This is a genomic window from Streptomyces sp. NBC_00873 (assembly GCF_045207415.1).
Classification (GTDB): Bacteria; Actinomycetota; Actinomycetes; order Streptomycetales; family Streptomycetaceae; genus Streptomyces.
The window spans coordinates 1,358,292-1,378,858 of record NZ_CP108803.1 but is presented as its reverse complement, the minus strand read 5'-3'; the positions used below and the strand labels follow the sequence as shown (position 1 = coordinate 1,378,858).

Below are 20,567 nucleotides of genomic sequence, written 5' to 3'. Positions count from 1 at the left end.
AAGGCGTCGACACGAGGGAGGAGCTACTTGCACACGACTGGTGAGCCGGAACTGGCTGTGTATCAGCGCCGCCTGACACAGCTGCTCAAGGGTGACGACCGGCAGAACTTCCAGGCCCTGATGGTCCAGGCCCGGCATATCACCACCCGGTCGTACGAGACCGGTCTCTACGACCACCAGCAGACCTTCCGTCTCCTCTGGCACCACCTGGAGCACACCGGCCACCTGCGCCGCGCCCACCACGACGCCCGCGACCGTCTCGCCACCCGACGGGTGACCGCGGAGGAGGCCGAGGAGGTCGAACTCTTCCCCACCCTCTACGCCCGAGTCCGGGCCGGCACCACCGGCTGACCAATCACCTGCAGCACCGGCAGGGGGCCCGGTGCCGCCCGTCCCACGCCCGACATTGCCTCGCCGCGGCCTGCCCCGCCATCGCCATCGTGACCAGGAGGACCACCACGGGACGCCGTTCCCCGCTCACCCACGCACCTCGCCCCGCGGCTGGGGCTCACCGCCAGGTGTGCTTGAACGACAACGCGCGGCAGGCTGTTGACCCCACAGGTCAGGGCGGATGTCGAAAGGCCCGGCCGCGGGGGATTGCGGGGGCGCGCTTCAGGAGTGCGCCCGGGTGGGCGACGCCTCGAAGGCGCCGTCCCGGGCCTGACCTTCATGGAACTTTTATCGGCACGCACAAGGTCACCAGCCATGGTCAGCCGCGCGAGGTGGTTTCCCGGACCCAGGGCAGTGCGAACCGCTCCGTCAGCACCAATGCGAAGTAGAGCAGTATGCTCATGAGCCCGATCAGGATGATCGCCGCCCAGGCAGTGGCGGTGTCGCCGACCCCGCCGGCCTGCACGATCAGATAGCCCAGCCCGCTCTCACCGGCCTGGAACTCGCCGATGACCGCGCCGATCGCGGCGAGCGGCATGGCCACCTTCAGCCCGACGAAGATCTGCGGCAGCGCGGCGGGCAACCGTACCTTCCGGAACGCCTGCCAGCGCGAGGCGTTCAGCGAGCGCGCCAGCTCGGCCAGGTCCGCCGGGGTCGACGTGAGGCCGGTCGCGGTGGAGAGCACGATCGGGAAGAAGCAGAGCAGAAAGACCATGGTCAGGACCGGCTTTGCTCCCCAGCCGAGCGCCCCCACGAGCAGCGGCCCGAGCGCGATCTTCGGAACTGCGTTGACGGCGACCAGCAGCGGCGTGAACATCCGCTCCAGTAATGGCGAGCCGGCCAGTGACAGTCCGATCAGAACTCCGGAGGCGGTGGAGAGCACGAAGCCTACAAGCGTCTCCACCGTGGTGTCGCCGGTGTGCTCCAGGAACCGGGCCGGGGCTGCTGTGAACGCCGAGAGCACGGCACCGGGCGGAGGCAGTACCACCGGGTGGACCACCTCCAGCACCGACGTGAGCAGCCACCACACCCCGAGGGCGACCAGCAGCCCGGCCGAGGGCAGCAGCACGGCGCCGGCCCCCGCCCCGCGGTGTAGGCCGGATCGCGGCACCGGCACCGGGCCCGCTGCTGAGGTCTGCTGCGGCGGCGAGAGTTCGGTCATCCCATCCTCCTCGGGCCGCCCCTGCACCTCCTTTTACTCGGGCCGCTCAGCGCGGAGTCGAGGCGGTAGTGCCGGTGTTCCCCGCCGGCCGCCGGCAGGGAACGCACGTTCGGGCAACCAGTGTGATCAGGCTTTCGGTACGAGGTCGAAGTCGATGATCTGCTCAGGGGTCATGCCCTGCGGCAGCGCACCCGCGTCCTGCAGGATCGCGATGCTTCTCGCGACCCGTCCGGAGTCCAGCGTCCCGATCGCGGTGCCGGAACCGCCAGGCGTGACGTACGCGGCCATCAGGTCCAACTCGGCTGCCGCAGCAGCCGGGTTCGTGGCGTCCACGTTCTGCTCCAGGATCTCGGCGGCCTCCTTCGAGTTGGCCAGGCTGTACTCCAGGCCCTTGAGCAGCGCGGCGGCGAACCGCTTCACCATCTCCGGCTTCTGCTCGGCGATCTTCGTCGAGGTGATCAGTACGTTTCCGTAGAGATCGGGCATCACGTCGCTGTACGGCAACAGGACGGCCTTCTTCTTGGTCACCGCCTCGATGGTCGGCTTGCCCACCACGAACTGGCCGATGCCGTCCACCGAGCCGCTGGCGAGCGTGCCCATCAGGGTCTGCGCGTCGCCGTTGACCCAGGTCACCTTGTTGGCGTCCATCCCGGCCAGTCGGGCGTACGTCGGGAAGAGGTTGCGTACGACGGAGCCGGGTGTGTCGGCGAGACGCTTGCCCTCGAGGTCCTTCGGGGCGGCGATGCCCTTGCCCTCGGTGGTCGCGATCGCGGCCATGGTGCGCTGCTGGATGGCGGCCACCGCGACGAAGTCCTTCGCCTGGCCGCTGCCCATCTGCAGCAGACCACCCGTCAGGTCGATCGGGCCGAACTGCGCCTGGCCGCTCACGACGGCCGGAATCACGCCGCCGGTGCCCTGGCCCGGCTTGATGTCCACGTCGAAGCCGGCCTCCTTGAAGAACCCCTTGTCCTTCGCGACCCAGGCGTACGCGTCCCGGCCGAAGTTGCCGAACGAGGTCAGGTAGGTCACCTTCTCCAACCCCGTGCCGCCCGCACCGGCAGCCGTGTCGGAGTCCGATCCGTCGCACCCCGACGCCAGCCCCAGCGCCGTGGCCAGGGCCACCGCGGCGACCGTACGGGCGAGTCTGTTCATGCGCACCGTATTGTCCTTTCCGACCGCGGACCTGCGTCGGCGGAGGGGGTCGTCGAGACAGGACGGCGTAACGGAACCGCCGGAGTACATGACGCTTCGCGCGGGTAACAGCGTACGAGAACCCCGCCTGTGTGACACCTGGTTCGAAGAATTTTCTGACAGGACGACAGGTACCGCTGAGCCGCCTGGTCCGGCTAACCTGACCGGGAGTTACGAACCGGCCGCATGGTTCATCGCCAGTGGATGGGGGAGACCGCCGGATGATCAGACTCGCCGGTGCGTCCCGGACCTTCACCAGCCGGTCCGGTTCGACGGTGGCGCTCCAGGGCGTCGACCTCCACATTGCCGAGGGCGAGTTCGTGGCGGTGGTGGGCCGGTCCGGATGCGGCAAGTCCACACTGCTCCGGCTGATGGCCGGACTGCTGCCGGCCACCGAGGGTGAGATCACCATCGGCGGCGATCGAGTCACCGGAGCCCGGCGGGACGTCGCCATGCTGTTCCAGCGGCCGGCCCTGCTGCCCTGGCGGTCCGTCCTCGACAACGTCCTGCTGCCCGTGGAGATCTTCGGCTGGAGCAAGGCCGAGCACCGCGCCCGGGCGTACCGGCTGCTGGAAACGGCTGGCCTGGGCGGCTTCGAGAAGCACCGGCCGCACGAGCTCTCCGGCGGTATGCAGCAGCGTGTCTCGCTGTGCCGGTCGCTGATCGGCGAGCCCCGCGTGCTGCTCATGGACGAGCCGTTTTCCGCGCTCGACGCACTCACCCGCGCGGAACTCGCGGTGGAGCTGCAGCGGGTCCACATGGAGAACTCCGCCACCGTCGTCTTTGTCACCCACTCGATAGACGAGGCCGTGCTGCTCGCTGACCGTGTGGTGGTGCTCAGCCCGCGCCCGGGCCGGATCCGCAAGGTGGTCGACGTCGACATTCCCCGGCCGAGGACGCTGGGCCGTACCGCGCATCTCGGCGAAGTGGCCCGGTGCAGCGCCGACCTGCACGAGCTGCTGATGGAACGGGACATGTCGGCGCCGACCGGAACGGAAGGGCGATGACCGTGCGGATCTGCGTCTTCACCGAGCCGCACCGCGGCGCCGACTACGACGATCAGCTGCGCTTCGTACGACTCGTCGAGGCCGGCGGATTCGAGGGCTTCTTCCGGGCCGACCACTACCAGGCGATGGGCGCCGATCCCGGGCTGCCCGGCCCTACCGACGCGTGGCTGACGCTGAGCGCGCTGGCCCGGGAGACCTCCCGGATCCGGCTGGGCACCCTGGTCACGTCGGCCACCTTCCGGCTGCCCGGCCCGCTGGCCGTGATGGTGGCGCAGGTCGACCGGATGAGTGGCGGACGGGTAGAGCTGGGCATCGGCGCCGGCTGGTACGAACGGGAGCACAGCTCGTACGGCATCCCGTTCCCGGCCGTCGGCGAGCGCTTCGACCAGCTGGAGGAGCAGCTGGCCGTGATCACCGGCCTGTGGCGGACACCGGTCGGCGAGAGTTTCAGCTACCGCGGCGACCACTACCGGCTGGTCGACGCGCCCGCCCTGCCGAAACCGGTGCAGGTGCCGGGGCCGCCGATCATCGTCGGGGGCCGCGGCCCCAAGCGCACCCCGGCGCTGGCCGCCCGGTACGCCGACGAGTTCAACATGCCCTTCAAGTCGGTGGCAGAGACGGCGCAGGCGTACCAGCGGGTGGCCGAGGCATGCGACCGGACCGGCCGGGCCGACGCCGGTCGGCCACCGCTGGTGCTCTCGGCCGGTGTCGTGGTCGCGATCGGCCGTACCGACGCGGAGGCGCAGCGGCGGGCCGCCCCGCTGCACGTCAAGAGCGCACTGCCGCCGGAGGATCCGGTGGTCGGATCCCCGGCCCAGCTCGTCGAGCGGCTCGGCGAGTTCGCTGCGATCGGCGCGAGTCGGATCCATCTGCGCCTGACCGACTTCACTGATCTCGACCACCTGGAACTCATCGCGAGTGAGGTGCTCCCGCAGCTGGAGGACGTGAAACCCGGGGCACCCTGAGCTTGCCGAAAACCTCATCCCCCAGGTGAAGAGCGCCCCGGTAGCCCCTGCGTTTCACTTGCGGCGGTGTCCGGATCTTGAGCGGGAAAGCGAGAGTGCCTCTGACGCGTAAATAGCAGCAGTTCAGGGTGGGTGTGGGCAGGGTTGGGTGCCCGGTGGCCGCGGAGGGGCGCCGGGTGTCCCGGTTGCCGGTGGCCCAGGGAGCTGAGGACCCGCCCAGCAGCCCCGGGGGTGAGCCGCCCGGAGTGAAGCGGGACGAAGTCCCGGACCACCCGGGCAGGGTGGACTTTCGGCCGGTGCTCCGACATTCTGTGCGGACCTTGATCGCGGTTCGGCGTCGATCCGCGAGTCCGTCCTTGCCTCCGTCCGCGAGTCCGTCCTTCGTGCACAAGGGGAACTCTCATGAGCTCGTCCCGCCTGCCCTCCCGCCGGATCGCCGTGATCTGCGCGGCCGTCGCGCTTGCACTCCCGCTCAGTGCCTGTAGTAGCAGCAGTGACGGCGCGACCGTCAAAGGTGCAAAGCTGGTCAAGTCCGGCCAGATAACTACCTGTACGCACTTGCCGTACGCGCCCTTCCAGTCCGAGAAGGACGGAAAGGTGGTCGGTTTCGATGTCTCGATGATCGATCTGGTCGCCGAGGATCTGGGTGTCAAGCAGGTCGTCGTGGACAAGTCGTTCGAGACGATCAAGACCGGAGCCGACCTCAATGCCAGTGTCTGTGACGTGGCCGCCGCCGGCATGACGATCAACGACGAGCGCAAGCAGAACCTGGACTTCTCCGTACCGTACTTCGACGCCACCCAGGCCCTGTTGGCCCGCAAGGGCGTCAAGGCGGCGACCGTCGAGGACATCACCAAGCAGAAGCTCAAGCTCGGTTCCCAGTCCTCCACCACCGGCGAGGAATTCGCCCATGAGCACGGCGCCGACCCGCAGTCCTTCGAGAGCTCCGATGCCGAGCTCAACGGACTGCGCACCGGCCAGGTCGATCTCATCGTGCAGGACTACCCGGTCGTGCAGAACTGGCTCAAGGACCCCGCCAACTCGGCCAAGTTCGAGATCGTGGGCAATCTCGACACCGGTGAGCAGTACGGCTTCGCGGTGCGCAAGGGTGGCAACCCCAAGCTTCTCGCGGCGATCGACCAGGCCATCAAGGACTCGAAGTCCGACGGCACGTACAAGAAGCTGTACGAGCAGTGGATCGGGCCCATGCCGAAGGGTGTCGACGCCCAGTGACCACCCTGATCACCGGTAAGGACCGGGAGGAGACGGCTGCGCGGCCCCGGATGTCACCGCGACGCCGGCGCCGTATCTCCCGTGGGGTGCAGTACGCCGTCTTCGTGGTCGCCGTGGTGGTCGTGGGCGCGCTGGCCGACTGGCAGCAGCTCCAGGAGCAGTTTCTGGACCTGTCGGTCGCCCAGCGGCTCTTCCCCGAACTCATCACGGTCGCCCTGCTGAACACCGTGGTGTACACGCTGACCGGCTTCGGCGTCGGACTCGTACTGGGCCTCGTGGTGGCCCTGATGCGGCTGTCGTCCGTTGCGCCGTACCGCTGGCTCGCGATGGCGTACATCGAGTTCTTCCGCGGCCTGCCCGCCCTGCTGATCTTCATCTTCGTCGGGGTGGGTGTTCCGCTCGCCTTCCCGGGGATCGTCTTCCCCGGGGAGACCTACGGGCAGGTTGCCTGCGCCCTGGGTCTGGTCTCCGCCGCGTACATGGCCGAGACCATCCGTGCGGGCATCCAGGCCGTACCGCGCGGCCAGCTGGAGGCGGCGCGCACGCTGGGCATGTCGCACGCCACCGCGATGCGGTCGATCGTGGTCCCTCAGGCCTTCCGGATCATCGTGCCGCCGCTCACCAACGAAATGGTCCTGCTCTTCAAGGACTCCTCGCTGGTGCTCTTCCTGGGCGTCACACTTCAGCAGCGTGAACTCACGAAGTTCGGGCGCGACTTGGCCAGTACGACGGCCAACACCACCCCCATTTTCGTCGCGGGCCTGTGCTACCTCCTGGTCACTGTCCCGCTCGGCTATCTCGTACGGCGCCTCGAGGCCCGTCATGCACAGGCGAGGTGATCACGGGATGGCGGACATGACTGCGGCGATCGAGATCCAGGGGCTGCACAAGTCGTTCGGCGACGTCGAAGTGCTCCGCGGTATCGACTTCACGGTCGCGCCCGGCGAGGTCGTATGCGTCGTCGGCCCCTCGGGGTCGGGGAAGTCGACCCTGCTTCGCTGTGTGAATCTTCTGGAGGAGCCGACCAGCGGCACGGTCACCGTCGGCGGTGTCGACATGACCGATCCGGACATCGATCTGGACGCGATGCGCCGCCGGATCGGCATGGTCTTCCAGCAGTTCAACCTCTTTCCTCATCTGAACGTCCTGGACAACCTGACGATCGCTCAGCGTCGGGTTCTCGGACGCGGCAGGGAGGAAGCCGACCGCATCGCCCGGGAGAACCTCGCCAAGGTCGGCCTGGCCGACCGCGAGGACAGCTTCCCCTCCCAGCTCTCCGGCGGCCAGCAGCAGCGTGTGGCCATCGCGCGGGCCCTGTCGATGGGGCCCGGGCTGATGCTCTTCGACGAGCCGACCAGCGCGCTCGACCCCGAACTGGTGGGCGACGTACTGGGGGTCATGCGCACCCTGGCCGACGAAGGCATGACGATGATGGTCGTCACCCACGAGATGGGCTTCGCCCGCGACGTCGCCGACCGCGTGGTCTTCATGGACGGCGGCCGAGTGGTGGAGGAGGGCGCCCCGGAGGATGTACTGGCCCGGCCGGAGCACCCCCGGACCAAGGCCTTCCTCGCGCGGGTCCTGCACCCGGACGCCGTGCAGCCCGAGGCCTGACACAACCGACTTCCGGACACGCGTCAGGGGCCGTCCGGAGACGGCCCCTGACACTGTCCTGTGATTGCTCCTTGCTACTTACGCAGCTCGACCGTGAAGCCGTGGTCCGTGGAGACGGACCGCGTCTTGATCTCCGTGATCCCGGTCGCCGGGTCCGTGTACCAGCCGGACTCGGCCGAGGCGAGCGCCGTCGCGGAGTCCAGTTGCTGGAGGCGGCCGCCGTTCATGACCACCAGCGACGGTGCGTCCTTGCCGTGCACGGTGAACCGGTATGCCCGGGTGGCCGGCTTTTCCTTGTAACTCCCCACGCTCGCACCGACCTTGATGAGGGTGCTCGCCTCTCCGTCGGTGGGTGCCTGCACGCGTACGTGTTGCGTCGCCGAGGCGCCCTCGGCGAACTTCCGGGTCACGCCGTCGTCCTCGTAGAGCGTGTACGTGCTCGTGCCCTGCGGGTACAGGTCGTAGTCCAGCTCGCTCCGGTCCCGGGTCTGCCAGGACGTCGTGCCCTTCGGCCACATCGGCACGATGGAGCCGCCCTTGACGAACAGGGGCAGGGTGTCGATCGGGGCGTGGTAGCCGTTGACCGTGGTCGGTCCCTCGTACGTCTTCCCCGTCCAGTAGTCGGTCCAGGTGCCCTTGGGCAGGTAGATGCCGTTACGGGTGTCGGAGTCCTCGTAGACCGGGGCCACCAGGAAGTCGGAGCCCGCCAGGTACTCGTACTTGGCGTTCGCGCCCAGGGTGTCGGGGTCGTCCGGGTACTCCAGCCACAGCGGGCGGACCGAGCCCACGCCGGTCTTCGCGGCCTCGGCGGACAGGGAGTAGAGATACGGCAGCAGCCGCTCCCGCAGCTGGAGGTACTTGCGGTTGATGGAGGTGTACGGCTCGCCGTCCACCCACGGCTGCTGGTTGATCTTCTTCTTGGTGGTGAGGTCCGTCGCCCAGCCGTCCATGGTCATCAGGGCCGGGAGGAACGACTTGGCCTGCAGGTCGCGGGCGTACATCTTGGCGTCGTGGCGGTAGATGCTGCCGACGTCACCGGTGTTGTACGCGATGCCGGACATGGTGGCCCCGGCGTACGTCGGGATCTGCCAGCGGACGAAGTCCCAGGACAGGGACTGGTCGCCGCTCCACAGCACGCCGCAGCGCTGCGCGCCCGCCCAGGAGACGGGCAGCCAGACGAAGCCGCGGGCGTCGCTGTTCTCCTCGATGCCGGACTTGGCCTTGTCGCAGGCGTCGAGCGCCTTGCCGTATCCCTGGCCGACCCAGGCGACGTCGAGCTTCGCGACCCGCTGGCCCGCCTTCACCTGGTCGGCGAGCTTGTCCAGGCCGTTCTGGGTCCACAGGCCCAGCTGGGCGTTGTGGTCCTGGAGGCCCTTGGCGGTCTCCTGCAGATTCTCGTAACCGCAGCCGTAACCGTCGTTGACGAGCATCCAGCCCAGCGGCATCTGGTTCTGCGTATAGCCGTCGGCGACCTTCAGCGCGTCCAGGGTGTGGCGCTCGCCCTGGTTGGCGTTGTGCAGGTAGCAGTCGGCGTCACCGGGTTCGAGGCCGTACACCGGCGGCATGAACGGCTTGCCGACCAGGGCGGTGTACTTGCCGATCACCTCCTTCGCGTCCCCGATGAAGTAGTACGCGTCGAGGCGCCGTTCCTGCTGACCGGTCTGGACCGGGGAGCCGAAGTGGTAGACGCCGGGCGCGAAGGTGTTGCGGTAGACGCCGTAACCGGCACTGGAGAGGTAGAAGGGCTGGGAGTTGTTGTAACCGCCCTCGTTCCAGTTGGTGTTGTTGGCGACGAACACCGTCTTGTCGCGGTGCGAGAAGCTGCCGTTCTGCTCGCCGCCACCGAAGAACTGCTCGTCCGCGCCGCGCTCCAGACTCTGCCGCATTCCTCCGGTGGACCAGCGCAGGGGCTTGTCCTCCTGCCAGATCCGGGTCCGGTTGTCGGCCTTGTAGAGGCCGAAGCGCAGCGGCTTCTTGTAGACGCGGAGTACGGCGTCAGGGGAGCGGACTCCGTAGTAGTCGCCCTTGTCGAAGGTGCTGGTGTGCTTCTCCAGGGCGGGTTGCTTGCGGATGATCGCCGCTCCGGCCGGGTCGGTGAACTCTCCGGACGGCGTGGCCTGGAGGCGCAGTTGACCACTGGTCAGGAACTCGGCTTTCGCCTTGAGCTCTCCGGCCTCGATGGAGTAGCTGCCGTTGCCCCCGCCGAAGGAGGTCAGGTTCCCCGAGTCGGTCGTCTCCGGAAGATACGCCTTGCCGGTGAAGGAGTTGTCGGTGACGTCGTACGGCACGACGATCACGTGGTACGTCCCACTGGCCCGGGGGATCACCGTGGCCTCGGGGTCGGCCGTGCCCGCGCTGGAGGCGACCTGCTTGCCGGCGGAGTTGTAGATGTACATGTCGAAGTCTTCGGCGGGCTTCTGCCACTCGATGGAGATCGGCACCCCGCCCTCCGGGTTGTCGTCCCAGTAGCCCTCGGGTGTCGACACGGTGAGGTCGAAGCGGTCGCAGACCTTGTTGTCCGGGTCCTCGGCGGCGGACGGGCACTCCTTGGGGCCGCCGACCGTCCCCTTGGGGTAGACGGGGCTCTGCCAGGTGACGCTCTTGTGGGCCTCGTCGAGCACGGCGCTCGCGGGGGTCGCCGCGTGGGCGGACTCGGCCGGGGCGCCGAGCAGGGCGGCGGCCAGGGCGGCGACGAGCCCCGTTGTGGCCAGGGCGGTCCAGCGGGACCGGTGTTGAAGTCTTCGCATGGGATGCATCCCTTTCGAACCAAGCACTGAATGTTTGCAAATGCTTGAACATGCGTGAGTTCGCGCAACTTATCGCACGAGGATTCACCCTTATGCAGGTGCATGTCAACGGTCCGGGGGCGGGATCGTCGGCGGTGTGGAAGGAGCGGTGCGCTGGGGGAGTTCGCCCCGCTTGTGATCAAACGTGCTTCACTGTCGGCTTCTTGTGATCGCCAAAGTGCCGAGATCGGTCGCGACTGACGCCTGAACCTTCACTCGACATCCCTATAGTGGTGTCGCGTTGATCTTGGGTCCGCAACGCGAAGCCGCCGCCACAGGAGTCAGTTCGATGACGCGCCTCTCTTCCGCCGTGCCCGCGCCCGACCCCGAAGCACCCACCGGCGGTGGCTGTCCGGTACGGCACGGCTCGGCCGCGGTGCCACTCAGCGGTCCCGAATTCCATACCGAGCCCCAAGCCCTCTACCGCACCATGCGACGTGATCACGGTCCCGTCGTCCCCGTCGAGCTGCCCGGCGGGTTCCCCGCCTGGCTGGTCATCGGATACCGGGAACTCCACCAGGTCACCAGTGACGGCGAGTTGTTCCCCCGGGACGTCGGGCTGTGGAACCAGTGGGAGAACATTCCCGAGGACTGGCCACTGCTCCCGATGGTCGGTCGCCCCATGCCGTCGATCTACTTCACCGCGGGCGCCGAGCACCGCCGCCACGCCGACATGGTGGGGCCGGCCCTGGAGCGTGCCGATCCGTTCGAAATCCGGCGCCACTGCGAGGAGTTGGCCGACCGGCTCGTCGACGCCGTCTGCACGCGCGGCGCGGCCGATCTGGTGGCCGAGTTCGCCGAGCCGCTGCCCGTCCTGGTCCTCGCCAGGCTCGTCGGCTTCCCGGACGCGGAGGGAGCGGACATCGCGCAGGTGCTGAAGGACCTCGCCGACGGCGGTCCCGAGGCGCAGAGTGCGCATGTGCGGTTCGGGGAGCACATGCAGCGGCTGGTCGCGGCCAAGCGTGCCGTGCCCGGAGACGATGTGACGTCCAGGATGCTGGCGTACCACGAACCGTTCACCGACGAGGAATACGTTCTCGACCTGATGGCCATCACGGCCGCCGGACATCTGACCACCGCCGACTGGATCAGCAACTCCCTGCGGCTGATGCTCACCGACGACCTGTTCGCCGACTCCCTGGCCGGGGGCCGGCACAGTGTGGCCGAGGCGATGAACGAGGTTCTCTGGGAGGAGAGCCCGACCCAGATCCTCGCCGGCCGCTGGGCCTCCCGCGACACCCGGCTCGCCGGCCGGAACATCCGCGCCGGGGACATGCTGCTCCTCGGCCTCGGGGCAGCCAACTCCGACCCGCACGTACGGCAGCGCATCGCCACCGAGGGAATGTCCGGACAGGGCGGCAACAGTGCCCACCTGGCCTTCAGTCACGGCGAGTACCGCTGCCCGTTCCCTGCGCAGGAGATCGCCGAGACCATCGCCCGTACCGGTATCGAGGTGCTCCTCGACCGGTTGCCCGACCTCGCCCTCGCGGTGCCCGCGCAGACGCTCGTCCGGCGGCAGTCCGCCTTCCTGCGAGGGATGACCTCGCTGCCCGTCCAGTTCACGCCCGTACGCATGACAGGAGACTTCTCTTGAACTGTCCTCACGCCGCCGCTCACGAGGCCACTCCGGGGGGCGGGGCCGTGGTCATCGACCCCATGGTCCAGGACCTGGACGGAGAGACGGCACGCCTGCGCGAGGCAGGGCCGCTCGCCAGGATCGAGCTGCTCGGGGTTCCTGCCTGGACCGTCACCCGACATGCCGAGGCGCGTCAACTCCTCGTCGACCCGCGTCTGGTGAAGGACCTCGACGCCTGGGGGCTCTGGCAGAGCGGTGCGGTGACGCACGCCTGGCCGCTGATCGGCATGATCGATGCCGGGCGGTCCATGTTCACCGTGGACGGCGAGGAACACCGGCGGCTGCGCACCAAGACCTCCCAGGCGATCACACCACGCCGGCTGGAGGCCATCCGCCCGGACATCGAGAAGTTCACCGAGGAGCTGCTGGACGCCCTGGCCGAGCAGGGCAAGGACGGTGTCGTCGACCTCAAGTCCGTGTTCGCCCAGCCGCTGCCCATGCGGGTGGTCGGCATGCTGATGGGTGTGGACGAATCCGAGCACCCCATGTTGACGAAGAGGTACAAGGCCTTCTTCTCCATGCTCACCCCGCACGAGGAGCGGCTGGCCCTGCTCGCCGAGCTGGACGTCTTCTACGCGGCGCTCGTCCGCAAGAAGACCGCCCAGCCGACGGACGACCTCACCAGTGCGCTCATCCTGGCCGACGAGGGCGGAGAGCCGCTCACCGAGGAGGAAGTGGTCGGCAACCTCAAGGCCATGGTGGCGGCAGGTCACGAGACCACCATCGGGCTGATCCTCAATGCGGTACGGGCCCTGCTCGCCCACCCCGACCAGCTGCGCATGGTGCTCGACGGCGAGATCCCGTGGGAGACGGTGATCGAGGAGACGCTGCGCTGGGACACCCCCACCACCCATCTGCTGATGCGGTTCGCGACGGAGGACATCCAGGTCGGCGACCAGGTGATCGCCAAGGGGGAGGGCGTCGTCATCTCCTACCGGGTCATCGGCCGCGACGTCGAACAGCACGGGCCGGACGCCGACGCCTTCGACATCACCCGGCCCACGCCGATCCGCCACATGACCTTCGGTCATGGCCCGCACATCTGCCCCGGCGCGGCGCTCTCCCGGGTCGAGGCGGGGATCGCCCTGCCCGCGCTGTTCGGCCGCTTTCCCGGGCTGAGGCTCGCCGTGCCGGACAAGGAGCTCCGCAAGCTGCCGGTGATGACGCAGAACGACATGGAGTCCTTCCCTGTGCTGCTGAACGGCTGAACGGGAAGAACACGGGCTGCCCGCCGTCGCCGCGCATCTCGGGGCGACGGGGGCAGCCCACACGGAACAGGGATGATCGCGGCGCCTCCGGCCGGGTCGGCGCGGCGATCAACAAGTCGGTGATCGCACTGAAGAAGCGGTGGGACGGCAGCTCCGCCGGATGCGGCACGGCCCCGAGCACGGCGGCCGATCAAGGGGTGTCCATGTGGTGCGCCGACCTGTGTGCTCGCGGGCACGGTCGGCCTATCGTGGGAGTGGGCCGCCCCGACCGCGCGCTACGTCTGCGGCCGGGGGGTGAGGAGGGCGAGGATGGGTCAACGGGCCTGGGAATGAACCTGGTTGCTGAAGATATGACGTGATAGCTTCGCGATCAGTTGTGGTGGAGGAAGTACCGGCTCAGCGGGGGATGGTCGGTGGTGGCACACGCGCCGCAAGGGCCGCGCGAGACCGATCCGTATCTGGTCGGGGCGCTGGTCGACGAATTATGCGCGCTCGACTGTGTGCGCGATCCGGATCAGTGCATCCACTTCGTGGCGCTGGTAGCCATGCAGCTCCGGATGGAGATCAACTACCTGCGCAAGAACCCGCGCGTCGACATGCTGTCCCTGGTCATGGATGTCCTGAAGCGCGAAGGCGGACTCGACGCGCTGGTCTTCGGTGTGAGTGTCGCCTCCGGCCCCGAGGACTCGGCGCGGCTGGCCAGGCTCGCCGGAACCGCCTGGCCCGACGAGACGGTTGCCGAGCTGCCCCTGGTGTTCGCTGACACCGCTGTTCAGGAGATCGGAGGGTTGCTCGCCGAGGTCCGGGACTTCGACGGCGGCCGCGTGCACGCGATCCTCGGTCATGAGCTCGGCGTCGACATTCCCTACGGGCTGAGCCCCCCCAAGTGCTTCGACTATCTGAGGGACGTCAACGCACAGGCCGACGGACTGCCCCCGGCTGTGGTTCTGGTGGAGGTGATCGCCATCGACCAGGAGGCGATCCTCGGCGAGAGGCTCAGGGACTGGTCGGACCGATGGGCCGCCGAGGCCGGTGCCGATGCGGTGGGCGCGCTTCAGGAGCGCCGGCGCGCGATCGCTGCTCTGCCGAGGACCGACCCGGAAGTGCCACGCTCTCTCGTCGTGATGGTGGAGCCGGCCGATGACGGTTCGGCCGATATATACGTACGTCATTGGGTCAATGCGGCACCGGGCTACTGGGAGCCGGTGGCGGGTGTTGTGGAGCGCGCGACTCTCGACACCCTGGCGGTGGCGGTCGAACGTGCCATCCACCGTGGTGAGGCCCGATGGGCCGATGTGCCGGACACGGAAAACGAACCTCCCGTACAGGTCGAGTTCGTACTTCCGTTCCAGTTACTCAATCACGACATGGCTCGGCTCGAGCTGGGTACGCGCTCTCATGACGCGCTGCCGATAGGCCTCCGCTACCATATTCACCTGCGGAGTCTGGAGCGTATGCGAACCCGTGACCCCGGGCAGCTGAGGCGGTGGCGGGCCCGATGGAAGCGGCTCAAAACGGCCGGTGCCGCCGAGGCGTTCCGCTGGCGCAGCTCGGAGGCCGGGCAACTCGACCGCTGGCGTGCCGCGCTGGCATCGGAGCCACAGCTGACCGCGGTCATACTCGACGTGCCCGCCCTACCTGGCCATGGTCTGGAGGCGCTCGTCGCCGCCATCGCCGAGGGGGTGGGCCTCGCCGCGTGGGACCGCAGGCCGGACAGTCCCGCGCAGTCGGGTGAGGTGCTGACGCTGTTGCTCGGGCACAATCCGGCCCAACTGGCGTCCAAAGTACGTCAGTTGCGTAAAGGCGCTGAGGAACTGGATGGCGGCAGCCTGCTATTGGGAAGACACATTGCGTTCTTCTGGGACGATCCCAACCGCCTGGTCGACTGTGAGGAGTTGACAGCATGACCGAGCAGGACACGACCGCCCTGCCTGTGATGCCGCCTTCCTGGAGGGTGTTCCACGCAACGGGACAGGCTCCTGCCGGAGAGCCGCCGGGGCTTCCGTCCCCGCCGCCCTGGAGAGTCTTCTCGGGGAGCCCCCTGCAGCCGGCGCCACCCGACGACGCGCAGGCCGCCCTGCGCCGCCTCGGGGTCGTACAGGACGGTCCGCAGCTGCGCGAGGAGGAGATCGACGCCGTCAATGCGGCGCTCCTGCTGCGCCGACCGTTGCTGATCACCGGACCGCCCGGGGTGGGCAAGTCGACCCTCGCGTATCTGATTGCCCGTGAGCTGGGGCTCGGGCGGGTGCTGCCGTGGAGCATTGTCAGCCGGACGACGCTGCGTGGCGGGCTCTACGAGTACGACGCCATCGGGCGGGCGCAGGCCATCGCGGCCTGGCGGGCAGGCGGCGAGACACGGGCCGATGTGCCGGAGGGCGACCACGGCAGCGCGCCCGACCTCGGGGACTTCCTGACCCTCGGCCCTCTGGGCACGGCGCTGCTCGCATACGAGCGACCGCGCGTCCTGCTGGTCGACGAACTGGACAAGAGCGACATCGACCTGCCCAACGACCTGCTGCACGTCCTCGAGAACGGCAGCTTCGACATTCCGGAACTGGTGCGCACCAGCGTGGCGGAAGTGTCGGTCTTCACTGATGATCCCGAACGCCGGGCCGTCGTGCGAGGAGGCCGCGTCGAGTGTGTGGAATTCCCCGTCGTCGTGATCACCAGCAACGGCGAACGTGAATTCCCGGCCGCTTTCCGGCGCCGCTGCCTGCCCCTGGAGATGCGCCCGCCCAGCCGGGAGCAGCTGATTGCCATCGTGGTCAGCCATTTGCGTCAACGACCGGAGGGAGTCGAAGTACTGGTGGACGAGTTCGAGAGGCGGCTGCACGGCGGTGGCACCCAGTCGGTGGATCAGCTCCTGAACGCCGTGCAACTCACCACGGCCAACGGATTCCAGGCCGATGCGGACGGGCGTAAGCTCATTGAGATGCTGCTCCGCGACCTCTCGAAAGGCCGCTGATGAACGGCTCGCCACGGGAGCGTGCTCCGGACGTGCCGGCCTTGTCGAGCCACACCGCCACCCATGACGCGGACGGCGGCCCGAGCTGGCAGGACATCGCCGACGCCGCCTGGCTGGCCGCGGCATGGCACGTGTCCGGGCGGACCTCGGGCCAGGAGCCGGACACCCCTGAACAGTTATCCGGTGAGCCGGAGCCGGACCTACCCTCCGATGTCGCCGCCCCTCCTTCGGGTGAAGTTTCGCCGGACGTGGTGGCCGCTGGGAGCATGATCGGCCTCGACCCGCGAGAGCTGGCGCTGAAAGCCGTCGAAGAGACCCGGAGCAGCCTGCCGAAGGCGGTGCTTCCGGCGGCGCCGCGACCGGTGCGACGCGTGGTGCCGCTGCCACTGGCGAAGGCGCTGCGGGGGCTCGGCCGACGTGTGCCTTCGCGCTACCTGAACCGTCTCGACGAGCCGCGCACCGCCGAGTGCGGTCTGAGTGACGGGCTGTGGATTCCCTACCTCGAGCCCGTACAGGAGCGTGCCTTCGACCTGATGCTGCTCGTCGACAATGCGCCCAGCATGCCCGTGTGGAACAGCACCGTCCGCCGATTGGCCGATGAGGCGGTGCGCAGCGGCGCGTTCCGCGACGTCCGTACGGTCGAGGTGGCGCTCCCCGGGCGGGGCATGCCGGTCCTGCGCTGGCCGGGCGACCGGCACGCCGACCCGGCGGAGCTGCTCGACGGGCGCGGGTCACGGCTGTTCCTCGTCGTCACCGACGGGCTGGCGGCGGGCTGGGCCGGGCGGGAAGCCGACGAACTGCTGGGGCGGCTCTCGGCCGGCGGTCCGACGGCCCTCGTCCATCTGCTTCCCCCGTATCTGCGCCACAGGTCCTCGCTCTACCCCTTCCGCGCCCAGCTGGACGCGGCCGGATTCGGGGCGCTCAACCGGCACTTCCTCTGTCGTCCTCCCCACGGCGTGCCCGATCAGGCGCACCTGCTGCCCGACCAGGACGACGGCTCCGTACCGGTTCCGGTGCTCAGCCTTCGCCCCGGCTCGTTCCGGGCCTGGGCCGATCTCGTCACCGGTGAACGCGGTGTCCGGCGTACGCTCCCGGTGGTCCTGGCCGGAGCGCTGGCCAAGGGCGTGCCGGCGCCGGGTCTGCGGGCACCGAGGATCGACGGGCCCCGCGCGGCGGCAGCCGCCGTACGCAAGTTCGTGTCGCTGGCCAGTCCGCTCGCGCGGCAGCTGGCCGTGCTGCTGGCCGTCGCCCCGCTGCGATTCGATGTCATCGAGGAGCTGCGCGACCGGGCCTTTCCCGAGTCCGGGCCCGATCATTTGGCCGAGATCCTCATGGGCGGCCTCATCGACTGGGAGCGCGACGGCGAGGGCCGCCCCGACTTCGCCGAAGGCGTCCGGGAGGCGCTGCTGGCGACCAGCAACCGCACCCAGCTGGCCCGGGCCGTCGGTCTTGTCGCGGAGTCGCGGGCCGGCCAGGCGCAGGGCATCAGGCTCCGGGCGGCGCTGCGGGACCCGGCGCAAGCGGCTCTCCCGGACACCACGGGCGGCCACACGTGGCTCCGCATCGAGCTGGCCGTACTGCGCGCCCTGGGAGGGCTGCCGTACCGACACCGGGCGGCGCGCCTGACCGACCGGCTGCGCGGTGCGGGGCAGACAACGGAGGCGACCAAAGATGATAAAGAGGCATTTGATGTGAATGCCCACGCGCCCCGGTCGCATCCGGCCGTTTCACCAGGAGGATCCGTGTCGCCCACGACACCCGTAACAGATGACCAGGATGCCCGGAGGGATGGCCCTGGAGTGGAAGTCACGACACCGGAGATGCGGTTCGTCCGGACCGGCCAGCCGAAGATCATGGGGAATGTACCGCCGAAGAACCCCAACTTCACTGGGCGCGAGAGCCTTCTGGCCGCTGTCGAACGGCAGTTGCAGGAGGACGAGACGACAGCCGTTCTCCCGCACGCGCTGCACGGCATGGGCGGTGTCGGCAAGTCCCAGATCGCCGTCGAGTACGTGTACCGCCACAGCGGCGAGTTCAACGTCATCTGGTGGATTCCGGCGGAACAGGAGAACCTGATTCTCGGCGCCCTTGCCGACCTTGCCCGCAGCCTGGGCCTGGAGGTGGGCCCCCAGGCCAACGCCGCGGTCCCGGCCGTGCGCGAGGCGCTCCGTACCGGCAAACCGTTCGACAACTGGCTGCTGGTCTTCGACAACGCCGAGGACATCGAGGTTGTGCGGGCCTACTTCCCCAACGGCGGCCCGGGAAAGATCATCGTCACCTCGCGCAACCGCGAGTGGGAACGGGTGGCGACTCCGCTCAGCGTCGACGTCTTCGACCGGGAGGAGAGCATCACCCTCCTGCAGCGCCGCGCCCGGGGCCTGAGCCGCACGGACGCGGACCGGCTCGCCGACGCCCTGGGCGACCTGCCGCTCGCTGTCGAGCAGGCGGGCGCATGGCACGCCGCCACCGGCATGCCCGTGGACGAGTACCTCGAACTGCTGGAACAGCACCGGCCCGAGATCCACGAACTCGCCCCGTCCCCCGACTACCCGCTGCCGGTCGCCGCAGTCTGGGACATCTCGCTCGGACGCCTGTCGCAGGACAGCCCGGCGGCCCGTCAACTCCTCGAGATCTGCGCGTGCATGGCGCCGGAGCCCATCCCGCTGAACATGCTCAGGGGCGGCCGGAACGTCGAGATCACGCCGGAGCTCGACCCGGTCCTGCGTGACCCGCTGCTGCTCGCCCGCGCCACCCGCGACCTGAGCAAGCTGTCCCTGGTGAGGCTGGACCACAAGACCGGCACGCTGCAGATGCACCGGCTGATGCAGAACGTCATCGTGGCCAGGCTGGATCCCGAGGAGCGGGCCAAGATGACACGAGCGGCCCACCTGCTGCTCACCACGGCCAAGCCCGGCGCCCCCGCGTCCCCTGACCAGTGGCCCGCCTACCAGGCGATCCTGCCACATGTCATCGCCTCCGGAGCGGTGGAGAGCTCCGATCCATGGGTCCGCGACCTCGTCTACGACATGGTGTTCTTCCTCTACTACTGGGGCGCGCACGAGTCGGGCGCGGCGCAGGCCCTGCAGGCGTGGACCGCCTGGCGCGCCCAGTCCGGCGACGAGGACCTGCACGTCATCAGGGTCACCAAGCTGCTCGGTTTCTATCTCCGGCTTCTCGGGCGTCCGGAGGAGGCGGTCGCCCACAACGAACGCGCCCTGGCGATCTCGCGCGGCGCGCAGATCCCGGACGAGGAACTCATCGACTCCATGTGGAATATGGCCGGGGCCCTGCGCCACCGGGGCGAGATCCAGGCGGCGTGCGATCTCGACGAGGAGGCCTTCACCAGGGCCAGCGATCTGTTCGGGCCGGAGGATCCGACGACCCTGAGCGCCGCGCACGACTACTGCATCTCACTACGGGCGAGCGGACGCTTCGAGACCGCGAGGGAGCTCGACGAAGAGACGGCGCGCCAGCGCGAGCTTCTCTACGGGCCGGCGAGCGGCCTCACTCTCAACACGCTGAACGGCCTCGCCATCGACTTGCGTGAGGCGGGCGACTACCTCGGCGCGCGCGCCCTCCAGGAGTCCAACTACCAAGCGTTCGTCACCCACTTCGGGGAGACCAACGCTGCCACCATTCGAGCGGCCCTGAACCTCGCCGTGTGCCGGCGCAGGGCCGGTGTGGTCGAGGGAGGAGCGGCCCTCGCGGAGCAGACGTTCGACCGGTTCACCACCCGGTACGGCCTGAACAACATGGACGCCCTTGCCGCCGCGGTCCACACCATGGTCGAGCGCAGGATGAACGGCGATCTCGCGGGCTCCCGGGAGCTGGGGGAGCGGACACTGGCCGCCTATCGAGCGGTATTCGGCGACCGCCATCCGAACACGCAGTGCGCCAAGGTGAACCTGGCGGCCACGCTGCGGGCGCTCGGGGAGATCGACCGGGCCGAAACCCTGGACACCCAGGCGTGGCAGCTTCTGGAGAGCGGGCTGGGCGAACACCACATCAACACCCTCACCGCTGCCATGAGCGGGGCCAACAATCACTACGCACGGCTGGACTTCGCCCGCGCCCAGGAAGCTGATGCCGCCATTCTTCCCCGGCTCACCGAGACCGCGGGCCCCGATCACCCGCTGACACTCGTCTGCACTGCCAACCTCGCCCTCGATCACCGGGGCCTGGGCCGGTCGTCGGAGGCCGACCGGCTCAACGCGGCAGCGATCGAAGGTCTTTCACGGGTGCTGGGGGACAACCATCCCTGGCAGGCAGCTGCGCGCCTGCACCAGCGCATCGAATGCGACATCGCACCGCTGCCGATCTGACCGGTGCGCGGCGCATCCGCAGGAAGAACTGCCGGACCGGTCCCGCCGTCCATGTGACGCCAGTGGGCCGGCCCCGGCAGCAACACAG

At 68.8% G+C, this 20,567-nt stretch carries 14 protein-coding genes; 11 read left to right on the top strand and 3 right to left on the bottom strand.

All coding sequences use genetic code 11. The annotated features are described in order from the left end of the window. Nucleotides 1-27 precede the first annotated feature (27 nt). Complete coding sequence (locus tag OH809_RS06490) at nt 28-351, top strand: hypothetical protein (protein ID WP_406423295.1); 324 nt, start codon at nt 28-30, stop codon at nt 349-351. A 358-nt stretch (nt 352-709) separates the two neighbouring features. Here OH809_RS06490 and OH809_RS06485 read toward each other — a convergent pair whose 3' ends face one another. Both OH809_RS06485 and OH809_RS06480 read right to left on the bottom strand, forming a co-directional pair. Then, a complete protein-coding gene (locus tag OH809_RS06485; protein WP_406423296.1) occupies nt 710-1,552 on the bottom strand; it encodes an ABC transporter permease in 843 nt (280 codons plus the stop codon). A 126-nt stretch (nt 1,553-1,678) separates the two neighbouring features. Then, on the bottom strand, nt 1,679-2,704 hold the full coding sequence (locus OH809_RS06480) for an ABC transporter substrate-binding protein (RefSeq protein WP_406425340.1): 1,026 nt from the start codon (nt 2,702-2,704) through the stop codon (nt 1,679-1,681). Between the two features lie 260 nt (nt 2,705-2,964). On the opposite strand from OH809_RS06480, the gene OH809_RS06475 reads away from it, so the two are divergent. The 5 genes from OH809_RS06475 to OH809_RS06455 all read left to right on the top strand — a co-directional run bounded on the left by OH809_RS06475 (nt 2,965) and on the right by OH809_RS06455 (nt 7,562). Beyond that, on the top strand, nt 2,965-3,750 hold the full coding sequence (locus OH809_RS06475; protein ID WP_406423297.1) for an ABC transporter ATP-binding protein: 786 nt from the start codon (nt 2,965-2,967) through the stop codon (nt 3,748-3,750). Further along, nucleotides 3,747-4,715, top strand: a complete 969-nt coding sequence (locus OH809_RS06470) for an LLM class F420-dependent oxidoreductase (protein ID WP_406423298.1) — start codon at nt 3,747-3,749, stop codon at nt 4,713-4,715. The genes OH809_RS06475 and OH809_RS06470 overlap by 4 nt, the downstream gene beginning before the upstream one ends. Before the next feature lie 402 nt (nt 4,716-5,117). Then, the gene (locus OH809_RS06465; RefSeq protein ID WP_406423299.1) at nt 5,118-5,948 is read left to right on the top strand and encodes a transporter substrate-binding domain-containing protein; all 831 of its coding nucleotides are present in this window, start codon (nt 5,118-5,120) and stop codon (nt 5,946-5,948) included. A 50-nt stretch (nt 5,949-5,998) separates the two neighbouring features. Continuing rightward, on the top strand, nt 5,999-6,787 hold the full coding sequence (locus OH809_RS06460; protein WP_406425342.1) for an amino acid ABC transporter permease: 789 nt from the start codon (nt 5,999-6,001) through the stop codon (nt 6,785-6,787). Between the two features lie 7 nt (nt 6,788-6,794). Next, nucleotides 6,795-7,562, top strand: a complete 768-nt coding sequence (locus OH809_RS06455; RefSeq protein WP_406423300.1) for an amino acid ABC transporter ATP-binding protein — start codon at nt 6,795-6,797, stop codon at nt 7,560-7,562. A gap of 74 nt (nt 7,563-7,636) precedes the next feature. On the opposite strand, the gene OH809_RS06450 is transcribed toward OH809_RS06455, so the two are convergent. After that, nucleotides 7,637-10,309: a TIM-barrel domain-containing protein gene (locus tag OH809_RS06450; protein WP_406423301.1), complete on the bottom strand. Its 2,673-nt coding sequence runs from the start codon at nt 10,307-10,309 to the stop codon at nt 7,637-7,639. Nucleotides 10,310-10,637: 328 nt separating this feature from the next. Here OH809_RS06450 and OH809_RS06445 point away from each other — a divergent pair, with 328 nt between their 5' ends. The 5 genes from OH809_RS06445 to fxsT all read left to right on the top strand — a co-directional run bounded on the left by OH809_RS06445 (nt 10,638) and on the right by fxsT (nt 20,479). Further along, nucleotides 10,638-11,942: a cytochrome P450 gene (locus OH809_RS06445; RefSeq protein WP_406423302.1), complete on the top strand. Its 1,305-nt coding sequence runs from the start codon at nt 10,638-10,640 to the stop codon at nt 11,940-11,942. Beyond that, nucleotides 11,939-13,192: a cytochrome P450 gene (locus OH809_RS06440; protein WP_406423303.1), complete on the top strand. Its 1,254-nt coding sequence runs from the start codon at nt 11,939-11,941 to the stop codon at nt 13,190-13,192. The genes OH809_RS06445 and OH809_RS06440 overlap by 4 nt, the downstream gene beginning before the upstream one ends. Before the next feature lie 413 nt (nt 13,193-13,605). Beyond that, nucleotides 13,606-15,099, top strand: coding sequence for an effector-associated domain 2-containing protein (locus OH809_RS06435; RefSeq protein ID WP_406423304.1), 1,494 nt, complete (start codon nt 13,606-13,608; stop codon nt 15,097-15,099). Continuing rightward, nucleotides 15,096-16,157 carry an AAA family ATPase gene (locus OH809_RS06430; protein WP_406423305.1) on the top strand — a complete coding sequence of 354 codons (1,062 nt, stop codon included), beginning with the start codon at nt 15,096-15,098 and terminating at the stop codon, nt 16,155-16,157. The genes OH809_RS06435 and OH809_RS06430 overlap by 4 nt, the downstream gene beginning before the upstream one ends. Next, nucleotides 16,157-20,479 carry an FxSxx-COOH system tetratricopeptide repeat protein gene (gene fxsT / locus OH809_RS06425; protein ID WP_406423306.1) on the top strand — a complete coding sequence of 1,441 codons (4,323 nt, stop codon included), beginning with the start codon at nt 16,157-16,159 and terminating at the stop codon, nt 20,477-20,479. Before OH809_RS06430 ends, fxsT begins: the two co-directional genes overlap by 1 nt. The last annotated feature ends 88 nt before the right edge of the window (nt 20,480-20,567 follow it).

What these genes read in the sequence shown, in the direction of transcription:
- OH809_RS06485 (WP_406423296.1), bottom strand. Translation starts at nt 1,552, where the DNA reads ATGACCGAACTCTCGCCGCCGCAGCAGACCTCAGCAGCGGGCCCGGTG.
- OH809_RS06480 (WP_406425340.1), bottom strand. Translation starts at nt 2,704, where the DNA reads ATGAACAGACTCGCCCGTACGGTCGCCGCGGTGGCCCTGGCCACGGCG.
- OH809_RS06475 (WP_406423297.1), top strand. Translation starts at nt 2,965, where the DNA reads ATGATCAGACTCGCCGGTGCGTCCCGGACCTTCACCAGCCGGTCCGGT.
- OH809_RS06470 (WP_406423298.1), top strand. Translation starts at nt 3,747, where the DNA reads ATGACCGTGCGGATCTGCGTCTTCACCGAGCCGCACCGCGGCGCCGAC.
- OH809_RS06465 (WP_406423299.1), top strand. Translation starts at nt 5,118, where the DNA reads ATGAGCTCGTCCCGCCTGCCCTCCCGCCGGATCGCCGTGATCTGCGCG.
- OH809_RS06460 (WP_406425342.1), top strand. Translation starts at nt 5,999, where the DNA reads ATGTCACCGCGACGCCGGCGCCGTATCTCCCGTGGGGTGCAGTACGCC.
- OH809_RS06455 (WP_406423300.1), top strand. Translation starts at nt 6,795, where the DNA reads ATGGCGGACATGACTGCGGCGATCGAGATCCAGGGGCTGCACAAGTCG.
- OH809_RS06450 (WP_406423301.1), bottom strand. Translation starts at nt 10,309, where the DNA reads ATGCGAAGACTTCAACACCGGTCCCGCTGGACCGCCCTGGCCACAACG.
- OH809_RS06445 (WP_406423302.1), top strand. Translation starts at nt 10,638, where the DNA reads ATGACGCGCCTCTCTTCCGCCGTGCCCGCGCCCGACCCCGAAGCACCC.
- OH809_RS06430 (WP_406423305.1), top strand. Translation starts at nt 15,096, where the DNA reads ATGACCGAGCAGGACACGACCGCCCTGCCTGTGATGCCGCCTTCCTGG.
- fxsT (WP_406423306.1), top strand. Translation starts at nt 16,157, where the DNA reads ATGAACGGCTCGCCACGGGAGCGTGCTCCGGACGTGCCGGCCTTGTCG.